At 69.5% G+C, this 15,462-nt stretch carries 14 protein-coding genes and 1 pseudogene; 8 read left to right on the top strand and 7 right to left on the bottom strand.

Features of this window, described 5'->3' with window-relative positions; all coding sequences use genetic code 11:
- The first annotated feature begins 52 nt into the window (after window positions 1-52).
- Both DFQ14_RS05385 and DFQ14_RS05380 read left to right on the top strand, forming a co-directional pair.
- On the top strand, window positions 53-1,111 hold the full coding sequence (locus tag DFQ14_RS05385) for an NAD(P)/FAD-dependent oxidoreductase (RefSeq protein WP_179951500.1): 1,059 nt from the start codon (window positions 53-55) through the stop codon (window positions 1,109-1,111).
- Window positions 1,112-1,131: 20 nt separating this feature from the next.
- Complete coding sequence (locus tag DFQ14_RS05380) at window positions 1,132-1,758, top strand: class I SAM-dependent methyltransferase (protein WP_114451919.1); 627 nt, start codon at window positions 1,132-1,134, stop codon at window positions 1,756-1,758.
- An 85-nt stretch (window positions 1,759-1,843) separates the two neighbouring features.
- Here DFQ14_RS05380 and DFQ14_RS05375 read toward each other — a convergent pair whose 3' ends face one another.
- Window positions 1,844-2,458 carry a DUF2238 domain-containing protein gene (locus DFQ14_RS05375; protein ID WP_114451918.1) on the bottom strand — a complete coding sequence of 205 codons (615 nt, stop codon included), beginning with the start codon at window positions 2,456-2,458 and terminating at the stop codon, window positions 1,844-1,846.
- 708 nt (window positions 2,459-3,166) lie between these two features.
- Here DFQ14_RS05375 and DFQ14_RS05370 point away from each other — a divergent pair.
- Window positions 3,167-3,451: pseudogene (locus tag DFQ14_RS05370) on the top strand (maleylpyruvate isomerase family mycothiol-dependent enzyme); the annotation flags it as partial.
- 24 nt (window positions 3,452-3,475) lie between these two features.
- On the opposite strand, the gene DFQ14_RS05365 reads toward DFQ14_RS05370, so the two are convergent.
- On the bottom strand, window positions 3,476-4,519 hold the full coding sequence (locus tag DFQ14_RS05365; protein WP_246195353.1) for a carbon-nitrogen hydrolase family protein: 1,044 nt from the start codon (window positions 4,517-4,519) through the stop codon (window positions 3,476-3,478).
- A 216-nt stretch (window positions 4,520-4,735) separates the two neighbouring features.
- Window positions 4,736-5,167: a hypothetical protein gene (locus tag DFQ14_RS05360; protein WP_114451917.1), complete on the bottom strand. Its 432-nt coding sequence runs from the start codon at window positions 5,165-5,167 to the stop codon at window positions 4,736-4,738.
- 386 nt (window positions 5,168-5,553) lie between these two features.
- Between DFQ14_RS05360 and DFQ14_RS05355 the strand changes: the two genes are divergently transcribed.
- From DFQ14_RS05355 to DFQ14_RS21640, 4 genes are all read left to right on the top strand, one after another.
- Window positions 5,554-6,066, top strand: coding sequence for a DnaJ family domain-containing protein (locus DFQ14_RS05355; RefSeq protein ID WP_114451916.1), 513 nt, complete (start codon window positions 5,554-5,556; stop codon window positions 6,064-6,066).
- Window positions 6,067-6,164: 98 nt separating this feature from the next.
- The gene (locus DFQ14_RS05350; RefSeq protein WP_114451915.1) at window positions 6,165-7,193 is read left to right on the top strand and encodes a tyrosine-type recombinase/integrase; all 1,029 of its coding nucleotides are present in this window, start codon (window positions 6,165-6,167) and stop codon (window positions 7,191-7,193) included.
- A 46-nt stretch (window positions 7,194-7,239) separates the two neighbouring features.
- A complete protein-coding gene (locus tag DFQ14_RS05345) occupies window positions 7,240-8,460 on the top strand; it encodes a coiled-coil domain-containing protein (protein ID WP_179951499.1) in 1,221 nt (406 codons plus the stop codon).
- Between the two features lie 8 nt (window positions 8,461-8,468).
- Window positions 8,469-8,660 (top strand): long-chain fatty acid--CoA ligase, encoded by a 192-nt coding sequence (locus DFQ14_RS21640; protein ID WP_141921295.1) that lies wholly within the window; start codon window positions 8,469-8,471, stop codon window positions 8,658-8,660.
- On the opposite strand, the gene DFQ14_RS05340 is transcribed toward DFQ14_RS21640, so the two are convergent.
- Window positions 8,638-9,744 carry an NAD(P)-dependent alcohol dehydrogenase gene (locus DFQ14_RS05340; protein WP_114451914.1) on the bottom strand — a complete coding sequence of 369 codons (1,107 nt, stop codon included), beginning with the start codon at window positions 9,742-9,744 and terminating at the stop codon, window positions 8,638-8,640. The two genes, DFQ14_RS21640 and DFQ14_RS05340, sit on opposite strands and share 23 nt — an antisense overlap.
- A gap of 128 nt (window positions 9,745-9,872) precedes the next feature.
- On the opposite strand from DFQ14_RS05340, the gene DFQ14_RS05335 reads away from it, so the two are divergent.
- Window positions 9,873-11,504: a phytoene desaturase family protein gene (locus DFQ14_RS05335; protein WP_114451913.1), complete on the top strand. Its 1,632-nt coding sequence runs from the start codon at window positions 9,873-9,875 to the stop codon at window positions 11,502-11,504.
- Window positions 11,505-11,635: 131 nt separating this feature from the next.
- On the opposite strand, the gene DFQ14_RS05330 is transcribed toward DFQ14_RS05335, so the two are convergent.
- From DFQ14_RS05330 to DFQ14_RS05320, 3 genes are read right to left on the bottom strand one after another with little or no spacing between them, the layout of a single operon-like run.
- Entirely contained in the window at window positions 11,636-12,529 is an 894-nt protein-coding gene (locus DFQ14_RS05330) for an LLM class F420-dependent oxidoreductase (protein ID WP_114451912.1), read from the bottom strand.
- Between the two features lie 38 nt (window positions 12,530-12,567).
- Complete coding sequence (locus tag DFQ14_RS05325) at window positions 12,568-12,768, bottom strand: hypothetical protein (protein WP_141921294.1); 201 nt, start codon at window positions 12,766-12,768, stop codon at window positions 12,568-12,570.
- A gap of 51 nt (window positions 12,769-12,819) precedes the next feature.
- The gene (locus tag DFQ14_RS05320; RefSeq protein WP_114451910.1) at window positions 12,820-15,369 is read right to left on the bottom strand and encodes a plasma-membrane proton-efflux P-type ATPase; all 2,550 of its coding nucleotides are present in this window, start codon (window positions 15,367-15,369) and stop codon (window positions 12,820-12,822) included.
- Between the last annotated feature and the right edge of the window lie 93 nt (window positions 15,370-15,462).

Below are 15,462 nucleotides of genomic sequence, written 5' to 3'. Positions count from 1 at the left end.
GCCATTTTGCCAGAACGGCAAAGAAATTTGCTGAAATGGCTGGTACGGACGCATGGTGGCCGTGGAGGTGGTCGAGGTGACCGAGCAATCGAGAGACGACTACGACGTGGTGGTGGTCGGCGGTGGCGCCGCCGGGTTGAACGGGGCGCTGACGCTGGCTCGGGCACGGCGGTCGGTGCTGGTGATCGATGCGGGCGCCCCGCGCAACGCCCCGGCCGCGGGCGTGCACGGGCTGCTGGCGCTCGACGGGACACCACCGGCCGAGTTGCTGGAGCGCGGCCGGGCGGAAGTTCGCGGCTGTGGCGGCCAGGTGATTTCCGGCGAGGTCGGTGCCGTGGCGCGCGAGGACCGGGGACCGTTCGGGGAAGGGTTCACCGTGGCACTGGCCGACGGCCGGACGGTGCGTGCGCGCAGGCTGCTGGTGACTGCCGGACTGGCCGATGAGCTGCCGGACATCCCCGGGCTGCGGGGCCGGTGGGGGCGGGACGTGCTGCATTGCCCGTACTGCCACGGATGGGAGGTTCGCGACCGGGCCATCGGTGTGCTGGCCTGCGGGCCACCGTCGGTGCATCAGGCGTTGCTGTTTCGGCAGTGGAGCGCCGATGTCACGCTTTTCACCCACACCGGGCCGGCACCGACCGGTGAGGAAGCGGAGCAGCTGGCCGCCCGCAGTATCAGCGTGGTGCACGGTGCGGTGGCGGCGGTGGAGATCGTCGAGGACCGCCTCACCGGCGTACGACTCGCCGACGGCACGGTGGTCGGCCGCGAAGCGCTGGCGGTGTCGCCGCGCATGGTCGCCCGCGCCGACTTCCTGGAGCCGCTCGGACTGCGTGCGGTGGAACACCCCTCGGGGATCGGCGAGCACATCCCCGCCGACGCGACCGGCCGTACCGAGGTGCCCGGGGTGTGGGTCGCGGGCAACGTCACCGATCCGGCCGCCCAGGTCGGTGCCGCCGCGGCGGCGGGTACCACCGCGGCGGCCCGGATCAACGCCGACCTGGTCACCGAGGACACCCGCCAGGCGGTCGCCGCCCACCGGGACCCGTTCTCGGCCGACTCCGAAGCCCGCACCTGCGAACTGGTGACGGGCGACCGTCGCCACGGCCTGTGAATCACGGAAAGGAATCGCCCGTGTCCGAAGAGTTCGACAAGGCGTATTGGGAAGAGCACTACCACGGCCGCACCGCACCCCGAGGCGAGCAGCCCAATCCGCACCTGGTGGCCGAAGCCGGACAACTGCAGCCCGGCACCGCACTGGACGCGGGATGCGGACACGGAACCGAGACCCGCTGGCTCGCCTCACGCGGCTGGCAGGTGACGGCGGTGGACCTCGCCACCACCGCGCTGCACCACGCGCGCGAGCGCGCCGAGGCCCTCGGTGGCGAGGTCACCAACCGGATCACCTGGGTGGAGGCCGACCTGACCGCGTGGGCACCGACCGAGGAAACCTTCGATCTGGTCACCACCCACTACGTGCACCCGGCGGGATCGCGCGAGGCGCTGTTCGGTCGGCTGGCGGCAGCGGTCGCACCGGGCGGCACGCTGCTCGTCGTCGGCCACCACCCTTGCGACTCCCACTCCACCGCGCACGCCTCGGGACCCCAGGTGCACTTCACCGCCGAGGAGATCGCAGCCGACCTCGATCCCGACCGGTGGGACATCGCCGTCGCCGAGACCAGGACCCGATCGGCCACCGGCCACGGCGAAGGCGAGATCACCCTGCACGACACCGTCCTCCGAGCCCGCAAACATCCATGACCGGTGCACTCAGCGGGCGCACCGCCGTGCTCCCGGCTTCGGGAAGTGGGAGGACGACGACTTCGGCAATCTCGAACCGCCTCGATCACGACGCGGAGGCTCGGTGCGGCGACCCGAGAGGGATCCGCCGGGTCCCCCACCCGCGCCAGGCCCACACGGCCAAACCCACTCCTGCGATCACCGAACCGAGGCAGCCGTTGAACAGATCGCCGATGGTGTCGCTGTAGCCGACGAACGGCGACTGCGGACCGGCGTATCGGAACCATTCGTAGAACTCCCACAGGACAGCGAGCGCGGCACCGAGAGCGAAGGTCAGCACCACGAGCGCGAGGGAGCGGACCTGGCGCTGCTGCAGGGGCGGCACCAGCGAGACACGGACGAGCAGCAGGTAGATGGCCGCTGCGGTGGCCCCGGGAGTGACGACGTGGATCGGTATGTCGATCCACGGGACGGTCAGGTACCAGCCGGCGACGTTGGCCCAGCCGGCCAACAGCCAGGTGGCCCCGACCGCGAGATCGATCGGCCGGGGCAACGCGGCGATCCTGGGCACCAGCATCACTGCCGCGACGACGATGAACACCAACGCCGTCGACCAGGAGTAGAGAATCCCGGCCAGGACGAGGCCGACCAGGCTCAGCACCCGCAGGAAGTCGGCGATCGTGTCCACGGTCCGCAGGGTGCTTCGTCGTGCACTGTCCATGACGCCGCCTTGTCTGCCACCACCGGACGCTGCCGGTCCCGGGATCACGGCCCGGACAGGTGACGGGTACTGCTCGTGCGAGAACTGCCTCGCAGGGTTGATGTGCCTGCCCCGGAACTGTTCGCGGCCCCGTAGCCGGGATTCCTGTGCGGACCGGCCCCGATATCCGGGCGAACAAGCACATGCCTTGTCCACTGCACTGTGCCTGCACCGCGACACCGACGCAGGCCGGAGAGGCTCTGTGCCGGCCGACGGTGTGCCGTCGCCGGAAACGGCACGCCGTTGACCGGCTCCCGGCCTCGAGGACGGCCCCGCGCGGCTGCCCACTGAAGCGGTCCACTTTCAACGGTCCGGGCCCGCTACAGCTTCGCCGCCTTCCCGTCGCGCCCCCTTTTCGCGTTGCCTCGCGCCCACACGTGCTTACTATTATGTTTCGTTTGGAAATTACGTTACAAACCAAACAAAATACAGAAGAAGAACCGCGCATAAGGACGCTTATGCGCGGAAACCGCGCCCGCGCAGCCCGGCGCCGGCGCCGGGCGCAATGGGGTGGCGTCCTGTGGAGCCGGTGAAACCAGAGGTTCGTCACCGTGACGAAATAGGGTCGGGAAAGGGGGCATCTCGTGAAGCCGCCCCGAGGAGCGATGAGTTCCCACGGCTCCGCGTGTCTCTCCCGGGATGCGTTGTGGCCGACCGAAGGGAGAAACCGTGGGAGATGTCTGGTCGATGGTGCATGCGGAGCGTGCAGCGCTGATCGACGATCTCAAGAATCTCGACGACCAGCGGTGGGAGGAGCCGTCGCTCTGCGGAGAGTGGACCGTGCACGACGTGGTCGCCCATCTGGTCGACACGGCTCGGACGACGCGGCTCGGTTTCGTGGTTGATCTCGCCCGGGCGCGGTTCGATTTCGACCGCCAGAACGCTCGTGGCGTGGAGCTCCCGGATGCGCTGCAACACTGGCGCCAGTGGCATGCGCCGCACCCTGCTCGGGCTCACCAAGCCTGCGGGCAGAGCTGGTCACATCGCCGCTGTTCTTCCCGGCGTTTCGTCGGACTCAGCGGGAAGGTTGGCTTCTGCTGCCCGGAGACCAGCGGCGCGGCCGGTCTTGCGGTAGTACGGTTTGGCGCACATGTTCTGGTGATGCCAATACGCCCGCAAAGCCAACGGAAGCTTGGGAATCCAGAACGTGTCTTTCAGCGGCTGCACTGGCTCGCGCGCACCCAGCTCGATGTCGGCAACGACGACACCCGGTCCTTCAGCGGTATTGCGCGCGGCGAGCACGTGACCGTCAGCGTCGACGATTTGGGTCGCCCCCACGAACTCGGTGTCGTACGGCGCTGCGATGGGCAGGCCCGGCGCGAGCATGAAGTCGGACCGGAACGGCCCACAGTGCGACGCCTGCAAGACCGGAGTTCCAACCCGGCGAGCGAACTCGGCCGGCGCGTTCTCCGACAGGTAGCGATTGAACTGGGCCAGTGATGCGAAGGTGCGGTCAACGAGCCGGCCCCAGTTCGAAGGCAGCGTCCACCAATGGGTGCCGGTCATGACGACGTCGACGCGGCCCAGCAGGCGTCGCACCGTTCGGGTGCGAATCAGTTCCCAGCACACGGCCGCGCCCATCCTGCCGATACTGGTCTCGAACGCGCCGTCGTCGTGACCGGGCGCGTAGAAGGCGTTTTCCCACATGGTGGGTAGATCCTTGTCATGCAGATGGATCTGCCCATCCGGTTCGACCAGGTGATACCGGTTGTAGATCTGCCCGCCGTCGGCGATCAGCATCGACCCGCCGATGTGGCAGCCGTGCCGCTTCGCTGTGGTTTGCAACATCTCGACTGCCGCATTCTGCGGAGTCAAAACGCTCTGATGCACTTCGGGGCGAAACGGCAGTGGTGACGTCGCGAACTCGGGCACACCGATCAGCGTCGCGCCCTTGCCGGCGGCCTCGTCGATCATCACCTCGAGCCTGCGCACGTTTTCGGCGACGTCGCCCACCACACCTTGTAGCTGGATCGCCGCGGCGCGAATCGTCGGACTGTGCTCACCGGCAATGGCACCATTCACAATAATCTCCTCAAACGGACCGGAAAGCCTCGCGGCACAAGATCCTGACGGGACCGTACGCGCTGCACGGTGTCCCGCACCAAGCAGGCGCTCGCGGAGAGGACGGCCCAGCCGGGAGACCGTGCTCGCGATGGGCTTCGTCGAGAAGGGCGGTCCGGCCGGGGAGCAGTTCGACTACCGCACTCGACGCGGGGGCGACGTCCTGTCCGGGAAACGTCACGCCCAGGCGTGCACGAACCCGGCGAGCAGGACGGCGAACCCACCGATCTCGCCGACGATCAGGGCGACCATGAACCATCCGATCGCCGGAGACGGGTCCCGGAGCTGGTTGTCCGTGTCGCGCCGCAGCCCGTGCCACTGGTACGACGCGATCGCGGCCACGAAGAACGCGATCTGCACCAGCGCCGCGGTCAGATCGACCCACGTCGGCCAGTCGCTCAGCTCGGCGAACACCGCGATCAGTCCGATCGCGAACGCGTACAGCAGCGCGGACCGGTGGGCGATGTCGATGTAGGGGTGCGCCACCGCATTCGGCGACTGCCGGATCTGGGCGTATTTCACCACGCCCAGCGACAGCGCCCAGAGGAAGACCAGGCCGGCGGCCAGCAGCACGATCCGCGTTTCGGGGGCGAGGTCGGCCACGGTCATCGGCTCAACACCAGGTGTTTCCCTGCGTGAGCGCCCAGGCGTGGCAGGAGGTGCTTCGGTACGTATGTGACGTGTTTCGACACGGACAGAACTCACTCGAGGTCGACATCGGAACCGGCGGCCGATCATCGGAACGACCCGACAGGCACAGTATCCGACGCGTCCGTGCGCACTTTCGCGCGTGGCCCCAAGACCATCATTCCTGTAGTCGTTGTCTGCGGGCCTGCTGCCCGCGCAGGCCCGCACCGGCCGTGCGAGGCACGGTGCTGCCCTGCGGGCGGCACAACCCGAGGACGTCACCGTGACGGAACAGGATGGCTGCCGGGGCCCTTCTGTGTTGTCTGAGGAAGAGGGCAACACGCGACCTGCGCGGGGAGAATCGCACCATGACCGAGCGCAAGCCACCGGGCATGACCTTCGAGACGTGGATCGACAAGCAGATCCGCACGGCGCAGGAGCGCGGCGACTTCGACGACCTGCCCGGTGCGGGCAAGCCGCTGCCCGGGGCGGGCAAGCCCCACGACGAGCTGTGGTGGGTCAAGAACTACATCCAGCGGGAAGGGCTGTCGGCCGAGGCCCTGTTGCCCACCCCGGTACAGCTGCGCAAGGAGATCCAGCGGCTGCCCGACACCGTCCGCGAACTGCCCTCCGAACAGGCGGTGCGCGAGACCGTGGAGGAGCTCAACCGGCGGATCGTGGACTGGCTGCGGGCACCGTCGGGCCCACAGGTGCCGGTCGGCCCGGTCGATGCGGAGGCCGTGGTGCAGCAGTGGCGCGCGGATCGGCAGGCAGCACAGCGCCGGGCCGCTGCGACCGCACCGGTCGAACAACCGGCGACGCCGTCCCGGCGGCCCCGGTGGTGGCACCGGTTCACGCGCCGAGTCCGGTCCTCCGGATGATCCGAGCGCCGGCGCGCCCCGGTGCCGTGAGCGAGGCCGATCCGGTTCTGCCATGATCGCAGCGGTTCGATGATCGGTCGGCAACCACGGGGGCAGCGATGGCGCAAGCAACGGACCGGGACGGGATCGTCCACAGCGATCAGACGCAGGTTCTGGCCACCACGACGCGGACGGGCCACACCGTATCCAGGCTGATCTCGGCGTGGCTGGGATCGTTCACCGCCTCGGCCGATACGCGCGCGGCCTATGCCCGCGATCTGCGCGAGTACGTCGCCTGGTGCACCCGCCGTGGGCTCGACCCGCTGGAGGTGCGGCTTCCCGAGGTGCAGATGTATGCCACCGAGCTCGCCGTGACTGCCAACCCGCGGACGGGACGCCCGTATGCGGCCTCGACCAGTGCCCGCAAGCTGGCGGCGATCTCGAGCTGGTACACCTTCCTGGTGCGTGCCGATGCCATCGACGCCAATCCCGCCCGGGACGTCTCCCGGCCACGCTATGATCGCAAGCATTCCCCGACCGCCAGCGTGACCGAAGAGCAGGCCACCACGATGCTGGCCGCCAGCCGCGCAGGGGGGCACCGCATCCTGGGAGCGGAGTGTGCCGCACTGGTGATGGTGCTGCTGGTCGACCTGGGGGTGCGTGTTTCGGAGTTGTGCCAGGCGAATCTGACCGATCTGGGTCAGCAGGCGGGAATGCGGATCCTGGCGGTACGGATGAAGGGGGGAACGGTGCGCCTGCGTCCCCTTCCGGCGCAGGCCTCCGCGCTGCTCGACGAATACCTGGCCTGCCGTCCCGATGACGGGGATCCCGAGGCGCTACTGGTGACGCGGCGGGGGCGGCGTGTGAGCCGGCATCAGATCTATCGATTGGTGCAGCGCACCGCGCGGGAAGCCGGAGTGCCGATGCCGGAACGGATCACGCCGCATTCGATGCGGCACGCGTTCAACACCATCGCCCGCCAGCGGGGTGCCTCCCTGGAGGATCGCCGGGATGCGCTCGGGCATTCCTCGGCGGCGATCACGCAGCTGTATGACCACGTCGCCCTGTCGGTCACGCGGGACCCGGCACATCTGGTGGCCGCGGCCACCGGCGGGAACACACCGGCAGCAGGCCACGAGGAGCCGTGATGGGGTGCAGTGACGGGCAGTTCCGGGTGTGACGAGGAGTGGAGCCATGACCGAGGCGGCGGGCACCGAGGCCGGTGGAGAAGCTGCGGGCAATACCTGCAATTTTCCCGGATGCGACCGCGTGGTGCCGCGTTCCGGGGGGCCGGGCCGGCCCGCGGAGTACTGCGACCTGCCGGGCCACACCCGGTGGCGGGCCTGGAAGGAACGGCAGCGCCGGGACCACGAGCAGCAATCCTCCACTCAGCCCGTCACTGTGACGGAATCCGAAGGGCCGGTGACGGCGGCGAGGCTGCGGGCCGATGATCTTCTGACCCAGTTCCGGTCGGTGTCGACGCAGTTGTCGCACACGCTCGAGCAGGCCGTGGCCGAGCTGCGCACACTGAGCGATCCGAGCGCGACCGAGGCCCAGATCCAGGCGGTGCACGCCGATGCCGCCCAGCGTGTCGCTTCGGCCGAACAGGCCTTGGCCGCCGAGCAGCAGCACCACCACGAGGCCGAGCAGGCCCGGGCAGCTGCCGAAGCCGCAGCCGAGGACGCCACTGTCGCCGCCGAACACGCCGAGAGCGAGGCCGAGCAGGCTCGGCAGGAACGCGACGCGGCCACCGCCGAGGCGCAATCGGCTCGGCAGCGCGCCACCGAAGAAGTCGAGGCGGCGCGCACCGAAGCCGAGCAGACCGTGGCAGCAGCCCGCAGCCAGGCCGCCGAGGAGGTCGCGGCCGCGCGGGAGGAGACCGAGCAGGCCCAGCGGGAAGCCACGCAGGAGCGCCAGCAGGCACGTGCCGAAGCCGAGGAGGCCAAGCGCGAAGCCGCCGACGAGGTCCGTGCCGCGCGGGAGGAGCTGGCCGAACGCACACGGGAGCGCGATGCGGCGCTGCAACGCGCGGCGCGCGCCGAGCAGGCCCGCGAGCATGCCGAAACGCAACTCGACGAGGTCAAAACCGAACTGCAGCAGGCTCGGCAGGATGAGCGCAGCAGCCGCGCCGAGCTGGCCGAGTTGCGCAAGCAGCACGCCGACGAGGTGGCCACGCTGCGCCGGGAATCCGCCGTGTCCGTGCAGCAAGCCAAAGACGAGGTGGCGCAACGGCTGGTGGCTCTCGACGACGCCCGAGCGCAGACCCTGGTTCGTGCTCAGCGCGCCGAGAGCCAGCTCGATGCGGCGCTGACCGAACTGCACGCACTGCGGGACGCCGGCAAGCAGGACAACGCCGGACAACCTTCGGCTCTGTCGGAGGCAGAGGCCGAATCATCCGACGGGGAAATCCGGTAGCGCAGGCGATGCCACCGGCGACCATCGAACGACTGGTCGAGGCCGCGCCCGATGTGCGGCTGTACACCGAGGCCAGGGTCGCCGACGAACACGGCAGTGACGTGCCCACCGGAGCCACCGGCGAGGTAGTGCTGCGCGGCGAGACCATCATGAAACGGTGTGGACCGGAGAGCACCCTTACATATACAGCACGGGCTTGAGCTGGCTGCCTTCCTCGAACGCACCGCGGAAGACGTCGTTGACCTGGTCGAGGCGGTGGTGCTCGACGAGCCGGTCAAACGGCAGCAGACCGGCCCGCCACAGCTCGATGAGTCGCGGGATGAACACCTGGGGCATGCTGCTGCCCTCGACGACCCCGCGAACACGGCGACCGAACAGCAGCGAGCTGATGTCGATGGCGGACTCGGTGCCCATCGGGGCGGCGCCGACCATCGCGGCCTCGCCGCACTGGGTGATGCTGTCGACAGCCTGGCGGAACGTGTCCGCGCTGCCCACGCATTCCAGGCTGTAGTCGGCTCCCTCGCCGCCGGTGAGGTCCTTGACCGCCTCGACGGGATCCTGGTCTGTGGGATCGATGGTGTGCGTGGCACCGAGTTCGGTGGCCAAGCCGCGCCGGTTGCGGAACGGCTCGACGGCCACGATCGGGTGGCAGCCGACGATCTTCGCGCCCATGATCGCGGAGAGTCCGACCGAGCCGGCGCCGTAGACCACCAGCCGGCTGCCCGCCTGCGGCTGCAGCGAGTTGAGCACGGCCCCGGTGCCGGTCTGGATCCCGCAGCCCAGCGGGCCGAGCATGTCCAGCGGCAGCTCCTTGTCGACGACGACCACGCCGCGCTCCTTGGCCAACGCGTGGGTGGCGAACGAGGACTGGCCGAACAGCGAGCCGTGCACCGGGCCGTCCTCGTGGCGCAGCGTCTGCGTGCCGTCAGGCCGAGTGCCTGCGAAGTTGAGCTCGGCGAAGTGTAGGCAGTAGGACGGGTTGCCGGTCAGGCACAGCCGGCAGGTGCCGCAGGACAGGTTGCACAGCACGACGTGGTCGCCGACGGACACGTCCCGCACCGCCTCGCCCACTCGTTCCACGACACCGGCGCCCTCGTGGCCGCCCACGATCGGCTGCGGGATCGGGTAGAGCTGGTCGCGGGCGATGAGATCGGTGTGGCACACCCCGGTGCCGTGCACCCGGACCAGTACCTCGTCACGCTGCGGGTCGTCGAGCTCCAGATCCTCGACCGACCATGGCTGTCCTTTCTCTCGGGCCACTGCGGCCTGTATCCGTGTGGGCATTGCGGCACCTTTCGGCTCGGCTGCGCGCCCGCTGGTTTTCCCGCTGTGCTGTGCGGACAAACGCTGCCAAACCGACCGGAGGCAGCCGCGTGGTTTCCGTTACCGGGTCGTTCGGGTAGCACCGGTGCGTGACCGAGCACGACGTAGTGATCATCGGCAGTGGCATCAACGCGCTCGTTGCGGCAGCGGAGCTGTCCCGTGAAGGGCGCGACGTGCTGGTGTGTGAGCGCAACTCTCGAGCGGGCGGAGCGATCCGCACCGAGTCCGACTTCCCGGCGCCGGGCTACACCACCGACGTGTTCTCCTGCTGGCATCCGCTGTTCGTGGGCGGGCCCGCCCACCCCGGCTTACGTGACGAGCTGCAGCGCCGGGGTGTGGTCTACCGCAACACCGACCTTCCGGCCGGGGTGGCGCTGGCCGACGGGACCACTGCCGTGCTGTCCACCGACACCGAAGCCACGGCGACGGGGCTGGACGACCTGCATCCGGGCGACGGTGACGCCTGGCGCGGGATGCTGGAGCAGTTCGGGCAGCGGGCCGACCTCGCGTTCGCCGCGCTGGGGACCGAGCTGTGGTCGGTCGACGGGATGAAACTGGGTGCCCGGGCTGCCCGCCGGCTCGGCGCTCTGGGCACGCTGGAGTTCGCGCAGTCGGCATTGGAGCCGGCGAGGGCGTGGCTGCGGCGCACTTTCGCCGGCGAGGGTGCTCGCGCGCTGCTGAGCCCATGGATCGGACACAACGGACTCGGGCCCGAGGACGCGGGCTCGGCGCTGATCAACAAGGTGATCGCGCTGGCGCTGGCTCAGGGCGGCTGCCCGGTTCCGGAGGGTGGTGGCATCCGCCTGGTGGAAGCGCTGAGCGGCATCGTCCGCGACGCGGGCGGTGAGGTACGTACCGGCGCCGACGTGTCCCGCGTGCTGGTCGAGGACGGTCGCGCCCGTGGTGTGCTGTTGTGCGACGGGGAGCGCATCGGCGCGCGGGAGGGCGTGTTGGCGAGCGTCACCCCGCAGGCGCTCTACTTCGACCTCCTCGCAGACGAGCCGACCGTGCCCGGCAGTGTGCGCGCCGCCGCCGATCGCTACCGCTACGGGCGCGGTGACATGCAGGTGCATCTGGCGATGTCCGAGCCACCGCGGTGGCGGCACGATCACGAGCGACTCTCCCGGACCGCCGTGGTGCACGCGACACCGGGATTGGACGGGGTGAGCGCGGCCGTGAGCGAGGCCGACCGGAACCTGTTGCCCAGCTCGCCCACCATCGTCTGCGGGCAGCCCGCGGCGCTCGATCCCACCCGCGTCCCGGCGGGCGGCGGTGCACTGTGGATCCAGTTGCAGGAAACACCCTTCCGGCCGACCGGAGACGCCGCGGGCGACATCGACGTCGGTGACGGCCAGTGGACACCCGAGCTCGCCGACCGGTATGCCGATCGTGTGCTGAACCGGCTTTCTCAGCACATCGACAATCTCGACAGCGCGCTGGTCGATCGCGCGGTGATCAGCCCGGCCGACCTGCAGCGGGCAAATTGCAATCTGGTCAACGGCGACCCCTACGCGGGCTCCTGCCGACTCGACCAATTTCTGCTGTGGCGCCCGATGGCCCGCGCCCCCGGTCACCGGACGTCGGTGGCGGGACTCTGGCACATCGGCGCGAGCACGCACCCGGGGCCCGGACTCGCCGGTGCCAGCGGCCACCTTGTCGCCCAGGACATCATCGGTGGCACCGGTGTCCGCAGCCGGTTGCGGCGATGGCTTCCCGGCTGAGGCCGGTTCCGCGACGGAACAACCCCGACACCCTGACCAAGCATGCGCTCTGCCGGCGCACCGCGGATCTTCGAATTCCTTGCGCAGCCGCGAGCGAGCACCCGGTCTGCGACCCCTGCAAGCGTGTCCGCCTACGGCGCGGCGGCCAGTGCGGGGGCCAGCTCACGCAGCGCGGGACGCGGGTCGTCGGTCTGTTTGTCGCCGAGCACCTGCACCAGGACGTGGTCGGCGCCCGCGTCGAGGTGCGCACGTACTCGCGCGACGATGTCCTCGGTCCGGCCCCAGACCACCAGCGCCTCGGCCAGGCGGTCGCTGCCCCCACGTGCGAGGTCATCCTCGGTGAATCCCTGGCGCAGCCAGCTGTTGCGGTAGTTCGGCAGCGTCGAGTAGGTGTCCAGGTGGGTGTGTGCCCGCCGCAGTGCGGTCTCCCTGTCGGTGGTGACCGCGATGCCCTGCTCGACGACGACCATCTTGTCCGGACCGACCGCCTCCCGGGTGCGCGCGGTCTGCTCCGGCGTCACCAGATACGGGTGGGCACCGTCGGCGGCGGTGCGGGAGAGCTCCAGCATCTTCGGCCCCAGTGCCGCCAGCAGTCGAGGAGGCCGTCCGGATCCCGGTTCGATCTTGTCGGACACCGCGTCCATGCGCGCAAGGTAGTCCCGCATGGTCGCCAGTGGTTTCTCGTAGGTGCCCGAACGGTGCTGAACCAGCGGTCCGTGGCTGACGCCCAAACCGAGCAGGAAACGCCCCGGGTGCTGAGCGAGAAGTGTCCGGCCCCCGGCCTCGGCGGCCATCGCGTCCCGGGCGTGGATGTTGGCGATGCCGGTGCCCACCCGCAGGCGCTGCGTGGCGGCCAGCAGGGCACCGGCTTGCGTCAGTGCTTCCTTGCCCGCGGCCTCGCCGAACCACAGCGACCCGTAACCGAGTTCTTCCAGCTCGCCGGCCGCATGCCGAACCTCGGTGATCGGGAACGTGTCGCTGGTCCACCAGACACCGACGGCGGAGGGAAAAGGAGGCGTGGCCATGGGCGCAAACTACCATCACGTCGCGGTGAGAGCGGAGATCACAGCTCGTTGCCCCAGACGTAACGGGCAACCATCTCGACCAGCTGGAGCTTGGCGTGCTCGGACTCGGCCGCGGCGCTCCCGACGACGTGGAAGCCGCCGTTGGTGGAGATCGCGATGTCGTCGACGTCCATGATGGTCGCGGCGACGTCGATGCGGGCGGCCAGACCGTCCACGTTCTCCACAGTGGAATTCGACACGTCGATGATGCCGGGCGAGGCCGTTCAGGGGTGGCAGCATCGCCGACCCGACTACTGTGACGACCCGGCGGTGGCCCCCGAGTCGTCACCCGCCAAGCGGCGATTGAGGAGCACCTTGGCCGCATCGAGGGCGAACAGCCACACGACGGACCAACCCCAGGCCAGTCCGACCTGCGACCAACCAATGGACGGCATGAGGAAGCCGGTCAGCGCGATGGCGGTGGCCAGGATCTGCGTCCCGACCACAGCGACCAGGACGATCATGGCGGGCCGGGAGGACCAGAAGGGACCGCGGGTGCGCGCCGCAAAGTAGGTCAGGTGGCCCGCCACGGACAGCTTGAGGTAGACCAGTGTGGTGATGGCGGGGCCGGTGATGCCGAGCGGGCCCTGGGCGAGCACAACCAGCACGAACGAGGACATCACGCCGACGATCCCGAGTGCGGAGCCCACGCCCAGCACCTGGCGCATCCGCCATCGCACGGGTTTGCCTGCCGGCTCGGTTCGGTCGTAGGCGATGGACAGGATGGCCAGATCGTTGAGCAGCGCCAGCAGGATCACCTGGATAGGGCTGATCGGGAAGATCCTCAGCGCCACGACCGTCAGCGTCACGAACACGACGATGCGGATCGTCTCGCTGATGCGGTAGACGGTGTAGTTGGTCATCCGCCGGAACGTCTCCCGGCTACGACGCAGCGCCTCGACGATGACCGACAGCCCGGGCTCGGTGAGCACCACCTCAGAGGCCGCCGTGGCGGCCTCGGTCGAGCCCGCCACGGCGATGCCGACCTCGGCTCTCCGCAACGCCGGGGTGTCGTTGACGCCATCGCCGGTCATGCCCACGATCCGGTCGCGGTCCTGCAGCGCGGCGGCTATGCGGTGCTTGTCCTCGGGCACCACCTGGGCGAATCCGCTGACCGTGTCCACCCGCTCGGAGAGTTCGCGCTCGTCGGCGGCCTCGCGAACGGCGTCGGCCTGCCGGACGTCGTCGCCCAGTCCGACCTCGTCCGCCACCTGCCTGCCGATCTCCACGCGGTCACCGGTGAGCATCCGAACCCGCAGGCCGAGCTCCGCTGCCTGCTCCAGCGTTTCGGTGGCGTCCTCGCGCGGTGGGTTGCGCAGAGCCAGCACACCCAGGAGCTCCCAGTCGCCACCGCCGTCGGTGCGCGCCACGGCCAGCGTGCGCATGCCCTGTTCGCCGAATCCGCCTGCCTGCTCCTCGACCCGCTCGCGTACGTCGCCGGAGGCGTCGACCAGGTCGGTGATCGACTGCACCGCCCCCTTGGCCACGTGGAACTCGGCGCCGTCCGGCCCGCGCACGTGCCCCTGGGTGCGCTTGAGTTGCGGGTCGAACGGAGTGAATTCGAGCAGTTCGTATCCGGCCAGCTGTTCTTCCTCTGTCGCATCGAAAATGGCCAGGTCGATGGGATCCTTGCGCTCCCGCTGGGAGGCGAGTGCGGCGGCGAGCAGGACCTCGTCCGAGCTTGCCGCATCGCCGTTTCCGGTGTCCGAGCCTGCCGCCTCGTGCACGGTGATCTCGTCGCGGGTGATCGTGCCGGTCTTGTCGACCAGCAGGATCTGCATCCCGGCCAGCTCCTCCAGAGCGGGCAGTCTGCTGACGATGGCTTTCCTGCGGGCGAGCGCGCGAGCACCGGCGGCCATGGTCACCGACAGCACCGTGGGCAACGCCACCGGAACCGAGGCGATCGTGACGACCAGTGCGAGTTCGAGGGTTGTGGTCAGTGGGTTGCCGCGGAGCAATGACACGGCAACGATGACGGCGACCAGCACCAACGACAGCGCGATGAGGTAGCGACCGATCCGCAGCACCGCCCGCCGGAAGTGTGACGGGGGTGCCTCGCCCTGCACCAGTTCGGCGGTCCGTCCGAAGCGCGTGCTCGTGCCGGTGGCGGCCACCCGCACATGCCCTTCCCCGCGCGATGCCGAGGATCCCGAATACACTGCATCGCCCGGTTCCTTGTCTACCGGCAGGGACTCTCCGGTCAGTGCCGACTCGTCGGAGGAGAGGCTGCCGGACAGCAGCAGGCCGTCGGCCGGGACGATCTGATCCACGCCCACGTGCACGAGGTCTCCCGGAATCACCTCCCGCGCGGGCAGCTCCTGCCAATTCCCGCCTCGCTTGACCGTGGCGTGCACGGCCACCTGCTGCTTGAGCGCTTCGATCGCCCTGCCCGCCTGGTGTTCCTGCCAGAAACCCACCACACCGTTGATCAGCAGCAGCACCAGGATGACCGCCAGATCCGGCCACTTCCCGGCGACGGCGGAGAGCACAGCGGCCGCTTCGATCATCCACGGGATCGGTCCCCAGAAGTGCCGGAGAAACTCCACGATCGTGGACCGGCCCCGCTCGCCGAGCTCGTTCGCCCCGTAGCGGTCGAGCCGCCGGGCCGCCTCGTCGTCGGACAGTCCCTCCTCGTCGCCGAGGTCCTCGTCAGCGCGCCGGTCCTCGTCGTTTCGCGCATCGGGCGGCTCCTCGTGCTGCTCCCGGCCGGTTCCACCGTCCCGATGCTCGGATGCGTCTCCGTGATCGGCCTCGTGCGGTCGGCAACGAGCCGGGCTCTTCGAGTCGCGGTCCTCGCTCATGGCCGATCAGTCCTGGTCCGGAACGTGTCGAGAGAGGTCACCACTCGCGTGTACCCGTCACCGTCCGGCACACACTCGTACCTCGTGCTGCCA

Origin of the sequence: Halopolyspora algeriensis, from assembly GCF_003337235.1 — a bacterium.
Classification (GTDB): Bacteria; Actinomycetota; Actinomycetes; order Mycobacteriales; family Pseudonocardiaceae; genus Haloactinomyces; species Haloactinomyces algeriensis.
This window is presented reverse-complemented; position numbering and strand designations above follow the sequence as displayed.

Bases quoted from the DNA above. Each gene is read 5' to 3' on its own strand.
- DFQ14_RS05385 (WP_179951500.1), top strand. From the start codon at position 53: ATGGTGGCCGTGGAGGTGGTCGAGGTGACCGAGCAATCGAGAGACGAC.
- DFQ14_RS05375 (WP_114451918.1), bottom strand. From the start codon at position 2,458: ATGGACAGTGCACGACGAAGCACCCTGCGGACCGTGGACACGATCGCC.
- DFQ14_RS05360 (WP_114451917.1), bottom strand. From the start codon at position 5,167: ATGACCGTGGCCGACCTCGCCCCCGAAACGCGGATCGTGCTGCTGGCC.
- DFQ14_RS05355 (WP_114451916.1), top strand. From the start codon at position 5,554: ATGACCGAGCGCAAGCCACCGGGCATGACCTTCGAGACGTGGATCGAC.
- DFQ14_RS05350 (WP_114451915.1), top strand. From the start codon at position 6,165: ATGGCGCAAGCAACGGACCGGGACGGGATCGTCCACAGCGATCAGACG.
- DFQ14_RS05345 (WP_179951499.1), top strand. From the start codon at position 7,240: ATGACCGAGGCGGCGGGCACCGAGGCCGGTGGAGAAGCTGCGGGCAAT.
- DFQ14_RS21640 (WP_141921295.1), top strand. From the start codon at position 8,469: ATGCCACCGGCGACCATCGAACGACTGGTCGAGGCCGCGCCCGATGTG.
- DFQ14_RS05340 (WP_114451914.1), bottom strand. From the start codon at position 9,744: ATGCCCACACGGATACAGGCCGCAGTGGCCCGAGAGAAAGGACAGCCA.
- DFQ14_RS05330 (WP_114451912.1), bottom strand. From the start codon at position 12,529: ATGGCCACGCCTCCTTTTCCCTCCGCCGTCGGTGTCTGGTGGACCAGC.
- DFQ14_RS05320 (WP_114451910.1), bottom strand. From the start codon at position 15,369: ATGAGCGAGGACCGCGACTCGAAGAGCCCGGCTCGTTGCCGACCGCAC.